14 protein-coding genes and 1 CRISPR repeat array are annotated in these 18,657 nt (G+C 30.8%); of the genes, 2 read left to right on the forward strand and 12 right to left on the reverse strand.

Features of this window, described 5'->3' with window-relative positions; all coding sequences use genetic code 11:
* Positions 1-15: 15 nt before the first annotated feature.
* From MARIT_RS09460 to tssD, 7 genes are all read right to left on the reverse strand, one after another.
* Positions 16-759 (reverse strand): hypothetical protein, encoded by a 744-nt coding sequence (locus MARIT_RS09460; RefSeq protein WP_024742342.1) that lies wholly within the window; start codon positions 757-759, stop codon positions 16-18.
* Positions 760-1,901: 1,142 nt separating this feature from the next.
* Positions 1,902-3,007 (reverse strand): IS3 family transposase gene (locus tag MARIT_RS09465; RefSeq protein ID WP_100211354.1). Its coding sequence is split into 2 segments (ribosomal slippage): positions 1,902-2,746 and positions 2,746-3,007, totalling 1,107 coding nucleotides; the frame shifts between segments, so codons are not numbered across the junction.
* A 96-nt stretch (positions 3,008-3,103) separates the two neighbouring features.
* Positions 3,104-4,264 (reverse strand): hypothetical protein, encoded by a 1,161-nt coding sequence (locus tag MARIT_RS09470; RefSeq protein WP_100211378.1) that lies wholly within the window; start codon positions 4,262-4,264, stop codon positions 3,104-3,106.
* 35 nt (positions 4,265-4,299) lie between these two features.
* Complete coding sequence (locus tag MARIT_RS09475) at positions 4,300-4,692, reverse strand: hypothetical protein (protein WP_100211379.1); 393 nt, start codon at positions 4,690-4,692, stop codon at positions 4,300-4,302.
* Between the two features lie 75 nt (positions 4,693-4,767).
* The gene (locus MARIT_RS09480) at positions 4,768-5,343 is read right to left on the reverse strand and encodes a hypothetical protein (protein ID WP_100211380.1); all 576 of its coding nucleotides are present in this window, start codon (positions 5,341-5,343) and stop codon (positions 4,768-4,770) included.
* A complete protein-coding gene (locus MARIT_RS15500) occupies positions 5,340-7,028 on the reverse strand; it encodes a LysM peptidoglycan-binding domain-containing protein (RefSeq protein WP_157926237.1) in 1,689 nt (562 codons plus the stop codon). Before MARIT_RS15500 ends, MARIT_RS09480 begins: the two co-directional genes overlap by 4 nt.
* 7 nt (positions 7,029-7,035) lie before the next feature.
* A complete protein-coding gene (tssD, locus tag MARIT_RS09490; RefSeq protein WP_136438668.1) occupies positions 7,036-7,782 on the reverse strand; it encodes a type VI secretion system tube protein TssD in 747 nt (248 codons plus the stop codon).
* A gap of 644 nt (positions 7,783-8,426) precedes the next feature.
* Here tssD and cas1 point away from each other — a divergent pair.
* Positions 8,427-9,311 carry a type II CRISPR-associated endonuclease Cas1 gene (gene cas1, locus MARIT_RS09495; RefSeq protein ID WP_024742460.1) on the forward strand — a complete coding sequence of 295 codons (885 nt, stop codon included), beginning with the start codon at positions 8,427-8,429 and terminating at the stop codon, positions 9,309-9,311.
* Positions 9,302-9,631, forward strand: a complete 330-nt coding sequence (gene cas2, locus MARIT_RS09500) for a CRISPR-associated endonuclease Cas2 (protein WP_100211382.1) — start codon at positions 9,302-9,304, stop codon at positions 9,629-9,631. Before cas1 ends, cas2 begins: the two co-directional genes overlap by 10 nt.
* Before the next feature lie 287 nt (positions 9,632-9,918).
* Positions 9,919-11,469: a CRISPR direct-repeat array (repeat unit 36 nt; unit sequence AATATCGTTATCTCTAATCTTTTATCAAACCACAAC).
* Positions 11,470-11,571: 102 nt separating this feature from the next.
* On the opposite strand, the gene cas9 is transcribed toward cas2, so the two are convergent.
* The 5 genes from cas9 to MARIT_RS09520 all read right to left on the reverse strand — a co-directional run bounded on the left by cas9 (position 11,572) and on the right by MARIT_RS09520 (position 18,637).
* Positions 11,572-14,979 carry a type II CRISPR RNA-guided endonuclease Cas9 gene (gene cas9 / locus MARIT_RS09505; protein ID WP_100211383.1) on the reverse strand — a complete coding sequence of 1,136 codons (3,408 nt, stop codon included), beginning with the start codon at positions 14,977-14,979 and terminating at the stop codon, positions 11,572-11,574.
* A gap of 452 nt (positions 14,980-15,431) precedes the next feature.
* A protein-coding gene (locus tag MARIT_RS09510) for an IS3 family transposase (protein WP_100211384.1) occupies positions 15,432-16,594 on the reverse strand; the annotation gives its coding sequence in 2 pieces (ribosomal slippage) (positions 15,432-16,354 and positions 16,354-16,594; 1,164 coding nt in all).
* 372 nt (positions 16,595-16,966) lie between these two features.
* Positions 16,967-17,137: a hypothetical protein gene (locus MARIT_RS15505; RefSeq protein WP_157926238.1), complete on the reverse strand. Its 171-nt coding sequence runs from the start codon at positions 17,135-17,137 to the stop codon at positions 16,967-16,969.
* A 19-nt stretch (positions 17,138-17,156) separates the two neighbouring features.
* On the reverse strand, positions 17,157-17,810 hold the full coding sequence (locus MARIT_RS09515; RefSeq protein WP_157926239.1) for a hypothetical protein: 654 nt from the start codon (positions 17,808-17,810) through the stop codon (positions 17,157-17,159).
* Positions 17,807-18,637 carry a hypothetical protein gene (locus MARIT_RS09520; RefSeq protein ID WP_100211386.1) on the reverse strand — a complete coding sequence of 277 codons (831 nt, stop codon included), beginning with the start codon at positions 18,635-18,637 and terminating at the stop codon, positions 17,807-17,809. Before MARIT_RS09520 ends, MARIT_RS09515 begins: the two co-directional genes overlap by 4 nt.
* Positions 18,638-18,657 lie beyond the last annotated feature (20 nt).

Genomic DNA, 18,657 nt, shown 5'->3' on the forward strand with positions numbered 1-18,657 from the left:
GTAATTATTTCTTATTTATCTAGTAGCATTATACGCAATTAATTCATTGATAATTGTTGGTACTCTACTTTCAAAGCTCTTTTGACTCAGTTCTTTTTCATGTAAAGAACTATTTTTTAAGGCTATTTTATTAGTTGCTACTATTATATCTTCTATGGTTGTAATTTTAAATATGGTGTTGTTTTTATTTAAATAATAGCAGGTAGGGTATTCAATGTTTCTTATTCCGTAAATCATTTCTCCATAACCGTCTTCCAAACCTTCTAAATTTGCGGTTGTAAAATAAATGATATGGATGGATGGGTGGTACTTATTAGGAGTGCAATCTTCCGGAGATTTTTCTCTATATAGTTTGTTATTACACAACGGATTGGATTCGTGGTTTTTGTTAATCAGTAAAATAAAGGTAACTTTATCTTGGTATTTTTCAACCAAGATATTCAACGCTTCCAGCTCTCTATTGCACTGCTCTACTCTTCTGGAAAAGGTTTGAATGTAAACAGGTTTACCTGTTTTATTTAAATGGATAGTGGTTCCTTTTTTATCTTTGAAGGTTAAATTACTCATTTTCATTCCTACAAGTTTTTCATCTAAATATTTTCTCAATGGGTTTTTAAAAAGTTTTCTTTTTCCAGAAGATAAATAGTCTTTTCTGCTTTGCTCCAAGCATTCGCTAATTGCTATTGCATATGTAGGGACTCTTTTACAATGGATAAAAGAGCATAAAATAAGTGCCAAAAAATAGTCTTTTACTTTCATAGTTTTTTACAATTAAGGAGTAAATATACTATTATTCAACAATATAGTATAAACTGTATTTGCTGTGTCTTGTTTTTTTCTCTCGTAAAAACGCTGTACAAGATTTCAACTTCATTTTTTGTACAGCGTTTTTTTCTCTTGTAAAAACACTGTACAAGATGTTAACTTCATTTTTTGTACAGCGTTTTTTTCTCTTGTAAAAACACTGTACAAGATTTCAACTTCGTTTTTTGTACAAGGTTTGGAATGCGTTCTAAAAAGTTTGTACAGATTTCCCCTAAAAATCAATGGGTTATATTTTTAAGTTAAAATAATCATCCCTTTTTTTTATGAGGGGAACGGGATTTTTATCATGGTATTTGGAGAGGATAGAGTTTTTTTAGGGGGTAAGTTTATTGTACCTCAAACCAATTTTGATGAACAGGCTCGGCATCCATAGCAATAAAAATGCTTTTTTAGTTTAAAAAGAAGTATTCTTAAGTAATTTGAATTTACCCTTTTCAATTCTATATTCTTTCCAATTATTACTATGAATACCCTCCTCACCTTCATTAAATTCATATATATATATATATATATCATTATTTTTTATATAAAAATAAGTACTCTTATTAACTAAGGCTTCGATATAATTTTCATAACTAAAAACAATTAGAGAATCTTGTTTTTGATTATTTTTCGTAGAGTATAGATTTACAAACTTATAGTCATCTGAATCAGATTTTTTGTTAGCTAATGCTAGGTAGTAATCAATATAATTATTATTAAACAGCTCTTTTTTTTCTTCTAAACCTCTAAAAAAATCGTATTCATAATTTATCTTATAGAAGTTACACTTTTGATTAAACTCTTCTCTTTCTTTTTTACTATCGCTTAATATTCCCGAAGGCCTCCTACAACTTTTATCTATAGTTTTTATAAAACTGATATTAGAAATTAAAGAATCTCCTAATTCAAAATTTATACTTTTTAAAGCGTGTTTTTCCTGAGTATTCTTATCTTTTAGTGATGACTTACAAGAAAGTGATAATAAGGCTAATAAAATTATGTAGGCTTCCCCTTTTTCGAACTGATTATTAATCCAAATATATGAATTTTACGTTTTAAAACAGGATTGACATTTTTCATTATATTTTTTTATGTCAATCCTGTTTTAAAATGCGCCCAGCGGCAGCGACACAATGTTGTTTCGCATACGGGATTGGAGCCATATCGTCCAAAGCATCATGCGGTCTAAAATTATTGTAATCGTGCATCCATATCTGGGTTTGCTCTCTGACTTGATGAATGTTTTCAAAAATATATTTATTTAAAACCCCTCGTCTATATGAACCGTTAAAACGTTCTATAAAAGCATTTTGTGTGGGTTTTACTGGTTCTATATATTTAAAATCAATTTCATGCATAGCACTCCAAGTAGCGGTTAAATTAGCTATAAATTCCGGACCATTATCCATACGTATCTTTTGTGGTTTACCTTTACGTTTTAACAGATGATTTAAAACGTAAACTATTCTATTACTAGGTAACGAAAAATCTACTTCTATATGTAAAGCCTCTCTATTAAAATCATCTATGATAGTAAAGCCTCTAAATCTTTTTTTATTCTCTAATACATCTGTTACAAAATCCATACTCCAAGTTTGGTTGAGTTCTGTAGGAACTATTAAAGGTTCTTTTATTCTTGCTGGCAAACGTTTCTTCACCTTCCTTCTCAGTGGTAAACCTAGTGCTACATAAACTCGATGAACTCGCTTGTGATTCCATGGATTCCCTTCATTGCGTAGTCGTTTATAAGCTTTCCAAAATCCTTCCTCACAATGGTCAATAGCCTTTTGTTTTAAGGCTAATTCAATTGGTGTATCGTCTTGTAATTTTGGCTTATAATAATATACGCTTTTACTCATTTTTAAAACCCGACATGCCCTGCTTATGCCGTAATGAGAAAGGTCAATACTTAAGGAGCGCTTAACGCAAGGCTTTAAAGCTTTTTTTCGATAATCTCCTTTGCCATTTGGTGATCTAATGCAAGAGTAGCATACATTTGCTTTAATTTTCGATTTTCTTCCTCTAATTCCTTTAGACGTTTGAGCTCTTTAACATTCATACCTGCGTATTTACTACGCCATTTATAAAATGTTGCCGAACTAACTCCATGTTCTCTGGAAATTGCTTCTACGGTTCTACCGTTTTCGTATTCCTTTAAAATCTTTGCGATTTGCTGGGGGCTAAATTTACTTTTCCTCATAATTACTGTTTAAATTTAATACTTTTTTTTATACTTTTAAACAGTTCGGTTTGTAGGGAAGCTTACAATTAAACCAATATTTAAATTATTCATTACTTATTTTTTTATGACTTTTACATTATTTTTATCAAAATCCCCCGAGTGTAGATGCGAATTGTGAAGACTACCTCCATCTTCACAATTATCAAAATCTGAAAAATATTTTTTATTACCTACTAGAATTTTAGCGAAGTGAAATTTATCCATAGCATTAATTATTTTTTGGTCAGTCTTTTTTACCCACTTATATATAGTATCAACACTCTTGCCATTAACATGTTCTGAACTTGGAAAACACGAACCTTCAGAAAAGCAACTTCCAGTAGTGGTTATTTGTGTTTTTAAATCTGCTAAAGCTCCTATAAAACCAGCTAAACATTCAGGTCCAGTATACCTTCTTTTAGTGCTAGAAAATTTATACTCTATTGATAGACCATCTTTTTTATACGATAATGAATCAGGCATCTTGACTAATTCTACATCATTCTTTTTGGCTTTATATAATCGCCATATCTTTCCTTTTGTTGGGTGTTTTCCATATTCAGCTATGTCACCATTGATGTATTTAACTCGTCTTTCAGTGCTACCTTCACTAACTGTTTTATCAGACTCAATTTTAGAATGAGTTGGCTTGGTTTTATGTGTTACTCCATTTTTCTTTTCTTTTGTAACATTACTTTTAACGGTACAAATCTCATGCTCTTTTCCAGATGAATCGTGATAAATATATTTGTATTTATTTTGTGAATTATTTTCACCATAAATAAACTTTTCAATCTTCCCATCTTGATAAATATGATACTCATTAATTTTGTCACTTTCTCTTAACTCAAACCAATTCCCTTCACCATAATACCAAAGGTTAGGGCGATTATCAAAAACCTCTTCATATTTTACCTCAAACCAATTTTGATTAGCGGGCTCGGCATCCATAGCTATATAAAAAGGACTGGTTTTTCCTTCGGCTTTGTTTAAGGCGTCTTTGTATTGTTTGTTTTCTTGTTGGTCTGTAGATTGTAAGGTGATTTTAGCAATGGCATGATCTTTAAAATCAGCTGCATTGAGCGCATTACTTTTTTGGGAAAACTCACCAACAACCGCCTTAAAAGCAAATACTTTTTTATTATTTTGAGTTACATATATCGGTTCTTTCGTTGTTGTTAGTGCATCGGTATCTCCTCCTTGTTTTAGGTTTAAAGTTATTTCTCTATCTGGCATATATTGTGTTTGTATAACAATATATACCTCCTCTCCTAATTGCGCACTGGTTCGTTTGGTAAATTTAATCTTTTAAAATAACCAGTGCTGTCTATTTCATACTTATTTAAATATTCTATTTGTTCAATTTCTTTTTCTTCTTCAAAATCATAGCAAGACTGTTTGTCTATTATTTTAATAAAATAATTTCCATCAATATTAAAACTTCTATCCCAACCACATTCATAAGCTTTTCCTCCTACCTCTATAAGTTTATCGATAGATCTATCATTAGTGTTTATAGTTTGTAATTCGAAGTATGGTAAATAACAATCTTGTTCTTTATTTAGATAAACAAATAATAGTACCTTGCATTTGTTTTTGTTAGGTAATCTTTTATAAAAGTATGCGCTTCCTTGGTAAGGATATCCAATTGGAACATCTATCATAATCAAAGTGACACACTTAATCTAAAAAGCTGATTTTCAGTGATTTTTAAGGTTTAAAAGCTCCATTTTGCCCCATTACCATTTTGTTTTGTCCTCTATGTCATAAAAAAAATCTACAGGATTATATTTATCTTCTTGATCTATAACCCACTCGTTAAAAGAATTCCATTCACCACTGCAAAAGAATTCCTGATTTCTTTTGGAAAGTTTTCTATTCTTTATATCTAAAAAAATACAATAATACTTTTCAATACTTTCTTTTTTATCTCTTACATCTAAAATTCCTCTTTCCAAAGAGTGAAGTGTTAGATATTTTTGATTAGGAGAAAAATCATCTAACGAATTACTTTCAAAACATAATGACTTATCTGTATTTAATAAAAAAACTTGATTCTTAACTTTATCTTTAATTTTTAACATATTCCAACATTCGTTTTCCTTATTTAGAAAATAAATGATGTAGTTATTCAATTCAAAAATTAAACTGTCTTGTTTTATTTTCTTTTCTACTAGCTTAAGTTTTTTTGGAAAAATTTTATTGTTTTCTACTTTAAGCTTAACTACTGATTTCGTTTCTTTTTGTTCATTTTTTTTACATGAGTTCAAACAGACAAAAAAAATAATTAATAATTTACTAAATTCTTTTATCATAATTCTGCTTTTAAGTGTTTGTATCTGCTAGGAGCCACGCTCTTACCATTACTTTTTGACATTCTTCTATTTTTACCATAGTCGTCTAATATACTCTTTTCATAAGTCGAATGGTTATTTTCCCAATCATTAGGATTTCTTGAAACTTTGCTTTTATGTTTCTTTTTATCTTTCTCTTTTTTATTAAACTCTTCTACTTCTTTATCCTTTTTTATAAAGAAATTATCTAAAGCCTTACCTAAATCGGTCTTCACATACGCAGGTCTATTAATATGATGATCTAATACAACAGCTTTACCTAATTTTGATTTTAGAAACTCCTGAATTTTATAATTGTATTTTTTTGGCGTCAATCTAATAACCCTTGATAACCTTTTCTGGATATCAACCACCTGTAAACTCTGAAAGTCAACATCTTTGGAAACTTTCACTATTGGTTCTAATAATTTACAATCTATTTTTTTTGCATATGTGGTACTATCAAAACCCTTCCTTATTTCTTTTTTTAATTTACTTCCGTCTAGTTTTTTATTTAAATCTTTAAAATACATTTTTGTGTCACTCTCTAATATCCACCCACAATCTTCAAAGTATTCTTCAAACTTCTTTGGATACTCTTTCTTAAAACGGCTGACTTGCTTTGGAAATTCACCTTTACCTTCTATATTAACAGTTTTCTGTATAGCTCCTACTGAAAATATCTCACTATCATAGGACTGGACTGAATCAAGTTTTCCTTCATTTTTAGTAACAGCAACTATAATCTCTCTTTCTTCAGTTGTTACTTTTTTATTCTCGATTAATTTTTTCCAGCCACTATATGTTTTTGTTGAAATACTACCAAAATAAACAGGTCCGTATTGGATTATAGAACTTCCTGTATATTTAACACATTCAAATTTCAGGTTTAAACTTTCTCCACAATCGCAGCCTTTCTTCAACTCAAACCAATTTCCATCCATATCCAACCAATAGTTTGGAGTACTCCGCTGGTCTAATTCACCATTTTTATCTGGATTCGTACCATTATAAGCTACTTTTATGTTATTTGGGCTATGGGCATCTACCAATAAAAATAAAAAAGCTTTTTTATTAGGTAATTTTTCAAGTGCTTCTTGTTCTTTTTTATTGTCTTTACTACCCAATGTTATTTTAAATATTGCCCAATCTATAAAATCATCTTTATTGGTGATACTATTATCATGTGCATACGCCCCTATTTTTGCTTTCGCTAAGGTACTTTCCCCTTCATCATGCTGTAATAGTAAAGATGAATTGTTTCCGTGTAATTCTGGAGTCTCGGTTTTTCCTTGCTTTACATTTATGGCAACGGTATAATTATGTAAATTATCGGTTTTTACCAATACATATACCTCATCGCCTAAATGGGCAGAATTTAAACGCTTAAAGTTTACTTTTGTTCCTTTTTCTTTTTGATTTTCAACTATTAAAGCATCTCCTACTTTTATCGCATTGCTTGTTAAATTATTATCTTTTTTTAGTTTTGCAACCGTAGTTTTTTTCTTTTTGGCTATTTTGCTTAAATGATCGCCTGCTTTTACGGTATAGGTTTCTTTTACCGTTTCATATTCTGGTTTACTGATGCGTTCGGCAAAATAGGCATCTAATACGCGATTGTGTTTTATGTTAAGTCTGTTTTCTGGAAATACGGTTAATCTACTCATCTTTTTCTTATTTAGCGTTAATTGCTTCTTCTTGCTGTGCGACTACTTTTAGCTTTATTTTATGGGTATTGGCGGTAATATGAAAGTTTTTAATACAATCATCTTCAATTCGTTCACCATTATATATAAAGTCTTTGGTATGATTGCTAAGGTCAATAGTTATGATTTGTCCTATTAAATTTTGAGTGCTTACTACTGCATATATTTCCTCTCCTGTAGTGGGGTTGGCTTGTGTATTCCCTTCTAAGTCCGTATAAAAACACTTCATTCGAGGCCTCGTATCCTCCATGCTTTGAGGTTTGTATTCGTGCCTAGGAGTCCAAGACTCATTCCAAGATTTAATTAATGGAGGTAGGTTTTTAAAATATTGTATAGCAGCAGAAAGGGTTAGCTCAGTAATCATTCCCCTTTGTACATCAAAGTACTCCTTATAATAAATAGGCAAGCAATCAACTAACTTATATTTAAAAAGGATTTGCCCATCAAAATCGTCTTGATAAAATACCACTTCGGCATTTTTTAAAGTATATAGGTTATAAGGATACGCAATCGTTTTATCCTCCATTCTATGTGTAAACATCCATTTTAAAATATGATCTTCCTCTCCTTTGGGTGTAAAAAAAACAGTAACATACCCGCCAAGAGTTTCAGTAGCTGGTCTTCCTGTTTTTCGAGTATAGCGCTCGTATTCTACCAATACATGTTGTAGTATTCTTTCTACATTTCCAATATATAATTTAGCAACAATAGGCATTCTTTTACTTTTTAATAACAGTTTTTCTTCTTCAAATGTATTTAAAAAAACAATAAAAAACAAAAATCTAAAAATAAAAATACAAAGGCTAGTGTGTTTTAAATGAGCGGCTTTTGATTCACAGCGTATAACTACGTATTCTTATGCAAGTACAATTACGTAGCACCAAAAACAAAGTAACAATATTCTTTATTTTATTTGTTTTTTGTTTTTTTTAAAAAAATTAAACACCCCTCTTTTAGTTATATAAATTGGGAGGTTTCCTTTTTTGTACAGCGTTTTTTTCTCTCGTAAAAACACTGTACAAGATTTCAACTTCATTTTTTGTACAGTGTTTTTTTCCTTCGTAAAAACGCTGTACAAGATGTTAACTTCATTTTTTGTACAGCGTTTTTTTCCCTCGTAAAAACACTGTACAAGATTTCAACTTCATTTTTTGTACAGTGTTTTTTTCCCTCGTAAAAACGCTGTACAAGATTTTATAAAACTTTTTTATCTTTTTTTTAGGGGGTTATGGAAACCCATCGGTACGATTGCTTCCTTTGTTATTAGTTTTGAATATCCATATACTATAACTGCGCTGCTATAAATGCTTGTTGAACGATGAAAAACTTCTTTTTTATTTTTAATATAATTACCGTCTTATGATTAGAAAAACCCTTTTTTTTACGAACAAATGTTCTTTGACTACTCAATATGAACAATTATTAATTACAACTGCTCATCGCAAAACATCTATTCCTATGGAAGATATTGGCTTTGTGGTTATAGAACATCAGGAGGTTTATATCAGCATGCCTACTATTTCTAAATTGAGCGATTATAATATTGCTGTTATTTTTTGTAACAATAAGCATTTGCCACAAAGTATGCTTTTAAATTTGGATAGTCATCATATACAACAGGTGCATTTTAAAAATCAAATAGCAGCTTCTGAGCCTTTAAAAAAACAATTGTGGCAGCAAATTATAAGGACTAAAATTACGAATCAAGCAATATTGTTACAAAAGATAGGCAAGGGCAATACTCCTTTGTTGTTTTATGCTGCCAAAGTGTTAAGTGGTGATAGTAATCATAGAGAAGCCGTGGCGGCGGCTTATTATTGGAAAAACTTGTTTGATTTTGATTTTAAACGGGCTCGTAATGGTTGTTTTCCTAATCTTTTTTTAAATTATGGTTATACTGTATTGCGTGCTGCTGTGGCTAGAGCGCTTTCTGGTAGTGGTTTATTAAATACTTTAGGGATTCACCATCATCATAAATACAATGCTTTTTGTTTGGCGGATGATATTATGGAACCTTACCGACCTTTAATTGATAAAAAGGTGCTGGATATTATGGAGCAATTTGATGGTACTTTTTTAACGCCTTCTATTAAATTGGCTCTTTTAGAAACGTTGACACAAACGGTTTATTTTGATGGTAAAAAGCGTCCTTTAATGGTTGCTTTATCTGTTACAACTAGCTCTTTACAGCAATGTTTTTCTGGAAAGACTAGAAAAATAAAATATCCGAAGCTATGGATTTAAATGCTTATAGAGTTATGTGGTTATTTGTTTTTTTTGATTTGCCTACAGCAACTAAAAAAGATCGGAAAAATGCACAGTTATTTCGTAAACAGCTTTTAAAAAATGGTTTTACCATGATGCAATTTTCTATATATATTAGGCATTATGCTAGCAGTGAACGTGCTGATGTACATGAAAAAAGAATACAATCTGTATTGCCTCCTTATGGAAGAATAAGTATTTTAAGAATTACAGACAAGCAGTACGGAAATATGATGAATTTTTGGGGTAACGCCCAAGAAGCGTCTCCTCCTCCTGTTTTACAACTAGAATTGTTTTAATACCTTATTTATTAAAGTGGTTTCAACTTTTTCTGATGCCTGCAAATTGGTCTTATTACACGCTAATTTTAACTTTTTATCACAACATAACGAAGCCTATGTTAGTTAAAAAAACTATTTTTTTGCTTCCAAACAAAAAGTTGCCACCAATTTATTGATAAAAAGAAAAATATACAATAGGAATAAAAAAATGCTTCAAATAAAGCCTTTCTATCTTTATAAGAAGCATTTTTACAATACGATACAATACCTTAACTATATAGTTACCAAGCGCTAAGCCGCTAACGAATATCGTTATCTCTAATCTTTTATCAAACCACAACAAGGTGTTCAATACTGTTACTTTAACTTCTAATATCGTTATCTCTAATCTTTTATCAAACCACAACAATCGCTGGAACATATTTTTGCGCACTACCAATATCGTTATCTCTAATCTTTTATCAAACCACAACTAACAAGGTTTATAATGCTTTTGGTAAACGAATATCGTTATCTCTAATCTTTTATCAAACCACAACCAAAAAATTGTAATTTCAAGAAGTTTAATAATATCGTTATCTCTAATCTTTTATCAAACCACAACTCATTAAATCTCTTCCCTTCTTATAATTCTAATATCGTTATCTCTAATCTTTTATCAAACCACAACAAAGTATTCAATACTGTTACTTTAACTTCTAATATCGTTATCTCTAATCTTTTATCAAACCACAACTTAAAAAGATTAATATTTTCAATCCTCCCAATATCGTTATCTCTAATCTTTTATCAAACCACAACCTGGTTAGGTACACAAAGCTATATTCAAATAAATATCGTTATCTCTAATCTTTTATCAAACCACAACTACGTCCGTTTAAGACAATCATTTTTTTCTAATATCGTTATCTCTAATCTTTTATCAAACCACAACAAAAAACCACTTAAAAAGTAAGTATATCAAATATCGTTATCTCTAATCTTTTATCAAACCACAACTGTACTTAGGCGTTCTTTAATTAAATTTAAATATCGTTATCTCTAATCTTTTATCAAACCACAACAAGAGTTAAAAACCAAAGAGTACGAATATGAATATCGTTATCTCTAATCTTTTATCAAACCACAACTACGGGTAATACCATAATCCATTAATTCTTAATATCGTTATCTCTAATCTTTTATCAAACCACAACTAAATCATGTTTAAACAATAAAATATGAAAAATATCGTTATCTCTAATCTTTTATCAAACCACAACGTGTCTCCCCAAATATAATTATCCTCGTGGAATATCGTTATCTCTAATCTTTTATCAAACCACAACGCTTATACGGAAACGCTCAATTCAGAAATTAATATCGTTATCTCTAATCTTTTATCAAACCACAACTATGTAATGTAGTAAGCTCCTCCGCTATCTAATATCGTTATCTCTAATCTTTTATCAAACCACAACTATAACGGACGAATTGCATGACTTTACCCTAATATCGTTATCTCTAATCTTTTATCAAACCACAACCTCGTGGTTGGTTTTATACATTACACGCAAAATATCGTTATCTCTAATCTTTTATCAAACCACAACTAATTCACTTAATTTTACGTTTTTTAATTTAATATCGCTATCTCTAATCTTTTATCAAACCACAACCAAACCATCTAAATCAACGTGAAAGGTATCAATATCGCTATCTCTAATCTTTTATCAAACCACAACAAAGGTGTTTCAAGTATGAAAGATTTTTCCAATATCGTTATCTCTAATCTTTTATCAAACCACAACACACTAAGCTTAGTTTCTATTAATAACAAAAATATCGTTATCTCTAATCTTTTATCAAACCACAACTGTTCAGAAAGGATATTTAGATGTAAGTTAATATCGTTATCTCTAATCTTTTATAGTTCAAAAGATGTTTATATATTTCAAAGAACGTTAATGCTATAAGCACTATGCTTTTACTATTTTTCCTATGCTATTTAGTTTTACCTTAATAGGGTTCATTGTTTTCCATCCTTTTTTTCCTTCTCCTAAACTAGTAATACGAATATATTCTTTTTTTGCGGCTTCGTCTGGTCTTGCATCTGAATGTTTTCTAAAACTATAATCTTTGCTAGATATTTTTTGCACTTTGTATAAATGCTCTTTTAGCAGGCTGTTATCTTGCCATGCTTCCTCAACTGTTTCTATGTCTAAGCCAAGTACAAACATATCATTTTTTTGGAGTATTGCTAGTTTTTCTTTCCCCTTTTTTGGCATTTTAAACACGTCTATTTCTTGCTTTTTGCGTTCTACCGCTTCCCAAAAGCTAACTACTTCTTCTTCCATGATTCCTTTGGCATTTTTATAAATTAATATATGGTGATTGTTTTTGGGGTTTACATATTGGTTGACAGTATTTTTTAACGGTACTGCCTTTCCTATTACCTCTCTTATTCTTACTTTTTTAATAGGAACAGGAGCTCCGTTTTTATTGGGTAAGAAAATTTGAGGCACTCTTTGTCCGTTTTCTGCTAGTTTGTAAAAGGTTTCTGATGGTATTTTTCCTTTTACAAAGCCTCCTAATTTTTGTATTCTTTTAAAAATTAGATTTTTAATTGTTGGATCTACTACTTTTTCTAATTTTTTTTCAGTAGTTATGCTTTCTATGGGTTTTCTTATATGATAAGCTTCTTCTTTACCAGGAGCTTTTCTTTTTCCGTACACTGACTCTTTGTGCAAGAGGCCTCTTGCGGCTATTCCTTTATTGGTATATGGCTGTCCGTTTTTTATAACCGTGTGTTTTCTTACGGTCAGTAATTTTTTTTCTTTTTTATGAGATACTAAAATGCCCGTTATTGCTACTGCTGCATCTACTCTAAAAGATGGCCAAGGCATTGCAAAGTCTTTTAGTTCATAATTTCTGTCGTACCTATTCCACTGGCTTAGAGCTTGTACATGCCCCGCTGTTATACAAGCCATTACCAAAGCATCTATAGCATGGTGCCTATGGTCATGCCTAGTTTTTGCGTTTTCTACTTCATTTAAAATACTATTTAATCCCCAATGGTGGCGTAGTGCCGCGGTTGCTTGCCCTGATGCTACAAGTACGTTATTGCTTATTTTAGACAGGTAATTTTTAGCTTCTTTGCTAATATATCTTGTGTCATTTAATTGACGACTTACAAAGTCTTCTTCTCTTTTCTTTTGCACAAAATGTTTAAACTTATTGTAAGCATTGGGATAATTCGGGTATTTGTTTTTAAAGCATGCTAAGGCCTGTTGTTTTACTTGCGCCCATTTTTCTTCGCCTTGCTCATCATGATAAAATTCATAGGGTGTTTTATTTTTTTTCGCCCTATTTTCATTAGCATAACAAAGTGTTTTATTCATAAAGCTATCATTTAATGAACGGCTCCATGGGTAAATGTGTTCTATTTGAATTTCGCCTGTAAAAAGCTTATGAATAGGAATTTTTGTATTGGTATATGGGCAAGTATGGTTGCATTCTTCCCATAGTTTGTATTTTAATATATTGGTTGGCGTTGCTCGTTGTGCTAAATTTTCCAATTCTTTTTGTATTCTGTTATTTTCTTTTTCTAAAAATTGTTGTTGTTTTCTTATTTCATACCTATTTTTTTTTGATGTTTTTAAATCTCTTGCCAATTCTATCTTTATTTCGTCAGGTTTTCCGTAGGTAGTTATTAGCTCGTTTACCAGTTTTCTGACTTCAAAAAGGGCTTTGATTACGATTGGGTTTTTTATTTTTTGTATTTCTTTATCAGCAATATCTCCTACTGGTAATTTTGGTGCTATAGTAGTAGCTTTTATAGCACTACTATGGTGGTATAACTTTTTGAGCTGCGTGGGGGTACAGGCCAAGGTTGCTGCTAACATTTTTTTTAAGGGTGCTAAATAGCCTCCTTTTATATTTGCACGTACTATTTCAGGCACATTGTTTTTTACAAATTCTTGGTGTGTTTGCCAAGTGTTACCTAAAGCATTTTTAACCCCTGCCAATGCTACTGCTACATCATACATAAAGCCTTCTTTTAAAAAAGGTAAAATTCCGTTAATGGCTTTTCTACTTAGGTTGGCATAACCTTCTTTTAAATTGAATTTTGAAATTTTAATGGCTTTTTCTTCTGTAAATTGCCAATGGGTCATGGCATAGTTTTTTAATTTTTCACGATCGTCAAAAAAAGACAATATGTGCCAAATATTTTCTTGCTCTTCCTGAGTAAAGTTGAACCATTGCTTGCCAAAAAACTTCTTATTTGATAAGTTACTAATGGTGTGTGTACCATAAATAATAGCGTCATCTTTATAATTGAACTGGTATTCTTTTTCTGTTTTTCCTATGGCTTTTCGTATTTTTTTAAATGCTACTTTTTCTGCTGATAGTAATAGTGTTATTATTTGATGGCGCTCTTTTTGGCTAATGGGATGGTGGTTTCCGTTAAAATCGCATGCCAATGTATTTATCCATTGGTATATTCTAAAATACTCAAAGGGAATGGAACTTATGCTGGCTTTTGTTTTTTTAGGTTCCAAGGTACAGTTGCCTACTAGATGTTTTTGAGAGCGTAATGGCCTTTGATGAAACAGGATACCATCTTTTTTATAGCCGTCTTTTTTTCGTCCTCCCAAATGGGTTTTTAGAGAGTTGGTTAATACTGCATGAAATTGTTTTTGAAATTCCCAAATCATTTCAAATTCGTCTATATACATTTGCCTAGTAGTATATCTATTTCTTATACGTGCTACTTTTTTTACATATGGGGCGTGCTCTTTAGGTTGTATTGTATGCAAGTAACTTCCTAAAGTGATGCTTTGGGCTATGCTTTGTTGAGTACTAGCGATCCCTACTTTCTCTTGTTTTAAATCGCCTTTAAAAATAGCACTAGTTTCTTTGGTTGCTGCTCCTGCGCTTCTGCTATTGCTCAAAAAACCTCTGCGCTGTATCATATGATAAAATATGCGTCCTATTTCATGCAAAGAAATAGGTGCTTTAATAGCTTTGGCTCTTAATTCATACGGATTAAGTTGAAACCATTTTTTTAAAACTTCGGTGTCAAAAACAGTGGTTTGATTCCAATTTTCTAAGGCCTCTGGGGCTATGGGGCATAGTTGGTGTTTGGCCAATTCTTTTAATAGGTACCGCTTGCGTAACCTGCGTCTAAACAATTGTCTTCTGACTCCTCTTGCTACTGTTCTGCTAGCATTTTTTGACATTTCTTTTCCTTCTCCGCCTCCTAAATCTACTACCCCTTCTGAAAATACCCTACTTCCTACTCCTATTATTTTTGAGGTTGTGTTGTTTATTAAAGCCCAACCAATGGAGTTGGTACCTAAGTCTAATCCAAGTATTGTTGACATTGTTTTAATAGCTTTTAATTTCTTATAAAAATAAAAATTGTTTGGGGGCTTAACAAGCTTTTTTTATTATATTTGAACTGTGAAAAAAATTACTCTAATCTTTAATTCTTATCACAATAAGGCTATATGCCGTAGAAGAAATTCTTGAGTCCTGCTTCGTGTAGGACTTTTTTTATAGCATCTATTTTGGTTATTGTCTGTTTTTTATTGAAGTTTTTAGTAGCCTCTCGTTGTTATAGCTATCCTTCCTATTTTAAGAAGGATCTTTTGCTTTTGGATTCCTTTTTTTGTACAATTTTTTGCCCCTCTCTAAAAAGTTTGTACAAGATTTCAACGTCATTTTTTGTACAGTGTTTTTTTCCCTCGTAAAAACGCTGTACAAGATTCCAACTTCGTTTTTTGTACAGTGTTTTTTTCTCTTGGACTACCTAATAAATTTGGGACTAATTTGATCAAGCCGCTTTGTTAAAATTCATTCTTATTTTGACTTCCATTTCTAAAGGGGAAATATACCCTAGGCTAGAGTGAAGTCTTTCGTTATTATACCAATTTATGTAATCTTCAATACTGCTGAATAATTGTTTATAAGAACTATATTTAAAACGGTATAACCATTCGTGTTTAATTGTCTTAAAAAAGGATTCAGCTACTGCATTATCCCAACAGTTTCCCTTTCTACTCATACTCTGTGTTATTTTTCTATTAAAAGAAAATAAGTTAGTTATTTTATTAGAAGCATACTGCACTCCTCTGTCTGAATGAAAGATAAACTTATTTGTAATAGCTCTATTATTACTTGCTAAATTCCACGCCTTCATTATTGTATTTTCAGTGGTCATATCTTTACTTAAAGACCATCCAACTACCCTTTTATCTGCTAAATCTATTATTGTTGTCAAATAATTCCAATGATCATTTACACGTATATAAGTAATATCAGAAACCCATTTTTCTCCTAATTTTAAACTTGTAAAATTTCTATCTAATTCGTTTTTAGCAATCGATAAATTATGATTGGAATTAGTAGTTGCTACATATTTCCTTTTTAGAATACTTTTTAGTCCTAGTTCTTTCATTAGTAGCCCAATGTAAGAACGTGCATAAACTAAACCTTCTCTTTCCAACATTTTTTGAATACGATAGCTTCCGTAAATTTCTCTACTTTGTTCGAAATGAAATTTAATTCTCTTTTTGAGTAAAACCTTAGAGGGTAGTATTTTTATTACATCCTTGTGTTTTAACCAATAGTAATAAGCATTTTTGCTAACTTTCATACATTTACACATCTTCTCAACAGGATATACACTTACATTTTTTAAAATGAATTTATATCTCATTTGTCGCTCTTGGAGAAGATGCTCACTGCCTTTTTTAATATATCGCGTTCTAACTTAACCTCTCTAAGTTCTTTCTTTAGTGCTTTTAATTCTTGCGCTTCTACCGATAACTCACGTTTCTTAGAGAAATCTCCAGATTTAGCTTCATACTCACGTTTCCAACGTCTTATGACTCCGTCATTAACACCGTATTCTTCACTAAGAGATTTTGCTTTTCTTCCTGATTTTAAAAGCTCTACTAGCATTACTTTAAAATCATTATCATACTTTTTTGCCATAATTCAAATATACTATTTATGGACTCAATTAATTCGTCTCAACAAATGTAGACACTCCACTCTCGTAAAAACGCTGTACAAGATTTCAACTTCGTTTTTTGTACAGTGTTTTTTTCCCTCGTAAAAACGCTGTACAAGATTTCAACTTCGTTTTTTGTACAGTGTTTTTTTCCCTCGTAAAAACGCTGTACAAGATTTCAACTTCGTTTTTTGTACAAGGTTTGGAACGCGTTCTAAAAAGTTTGTACAGATTTCTATTGAAAATCAATGGGTTATGTTTTTAAGTTAAAATAATCATCCGTTTTTTTATGAGGGGAATGGGATTTTTATCATGGTATTTGGAGAGGATAGAGTTTTTTTAGGGGGGTAAGTTTATTGTACCTCAAACCAATTTTGATGAACAGGCTCGGCATCCATAGCTATATAAAAAGGACTGGTTTTTCCTTCGGCTTTGTTTAAGGCGTCTTTATATTGTTTGTTTTCTTGTTGGTCTGTATTGTAAGGTGATTTTAGCAATGGCATGATCTTTAAAATCAGCTGCATTGAGCGCATTACTTTTACCTTATTGAGATAAAATGGTTAATGATATATACTTCGCTTTTTTTCTGTCTTTTTCGCTAATAAATTTTAGATACAAAATATTTTGATCTTTCCAAAAAAAGCTTTCTAGATAGGTATCTGAAAAAAAATGATATGGTTTAAAATATACTTTTTGCAATTGTTTTTTTACATACTTATATATGTACACATCTTCCGATGGAGGGAAAATATCGTTATATGTTTCATAAGGATTATAATCAACTACAAATATGATGTTTTTGTCTTTAGAAAAGTAAGGATAGCTTGGTATTGTATCAATACTTTTATCGTCTTTATCTAGTAGAAGAAAATAATCCCTTTCATATTCTTGAACGCTTATTATAAACTTAGTAGCTTTTTTACTTTGGACTTTGCGGTATTGGATGCTGTTTTCGTCATAGGGGGTTCCTAAATTATCTTTGAAAAAAATAGTTTCTCCATTATTTAAAAATAAATTGGTAATCGTATCATTTTTATTTTTTTTCTCTAATTGAAATCGTGATAATGCATTGTTGTTATCAAATTCGTTTTTGCTAATTATAGATTCATAAACGCTAATTTTCTTTTCAGAGTTTTGCGATTTACACGCTGAAAGGAACATTACGGTCAATGAAATTATTGATAATAAGTATTTCATTCTTTTACTTCTGTATAATCGGGTTTATAAGATTGAATATGTAGATGGTCATTGTGATTGTTTTTCTTATCGTTTTTACAGTGATTTAACAGCTTGGTAGATTCCCCTTTTTCATTTCTCTCTCCATAATATTGAGAAATCATGCTTTTCCATCCAAATTTAAATAATTCATCATGAAACTTGTTTTGCCTTATTTCGTCTAACCCTTTCCATCCTATCGATTTATTGTCAACAGAAAGGTCTGTTTTTCCTCCTTTTTTATTATCCCTTAAATATCTAAAATCTCCATTATATCCATTTTTATGACTTACACTAGGTTTAGAGCCTCCATTAGAATGACTAAACCCATTAAAAACAAAGTCTTTATAGCCACAAGATAACATTGCTCCAAGTAAACTAGCCAGAGTTTTACTATTTAGATATTTTCTAGATGAATTTATTTTTATTTCGAATTTAGTTTTACCATCATCGCTTTTATAATTTTCTAATTGATCAATATTTATTAAATCTACTGTTTTACCTCCGTATAGTGCTCCATATTTATTTTTTATGGTTTTATATTTAAAAATACCTAAGTCATGTTCATTTTTTTTCTTGTCAATAAATAAATACTGATATTTCTTTTTGTATTTTTCTTCTATGGTTTTAGGAATTCGTTTTTCTATTTTTCCATTATCATATATATAAAAAGTAGGTAAATTTAATTTTTGAGTAGCTCTTAACTCAAACCAATTCCCTTCACCATAATACCAAAGATTAGGGCGATTATCAAAAACCTCTTCATATTGTACCTCAAACCAATTTTGATGAACGGGCTCGGCATCCATAGCTATATAAAAAGGCGTTT

It is taken from the genome of Tenacibaculum maritimum NCIMB 2154, assembly GCF_900119795.1.
GTDB classification, from domain to species: domain Bacteria; phylum Bacteroidota; class Bacteroidia; order Flavobacteriales; family Flavobacteriaceae; genus Polaribacter; species Polaribacter maritimus.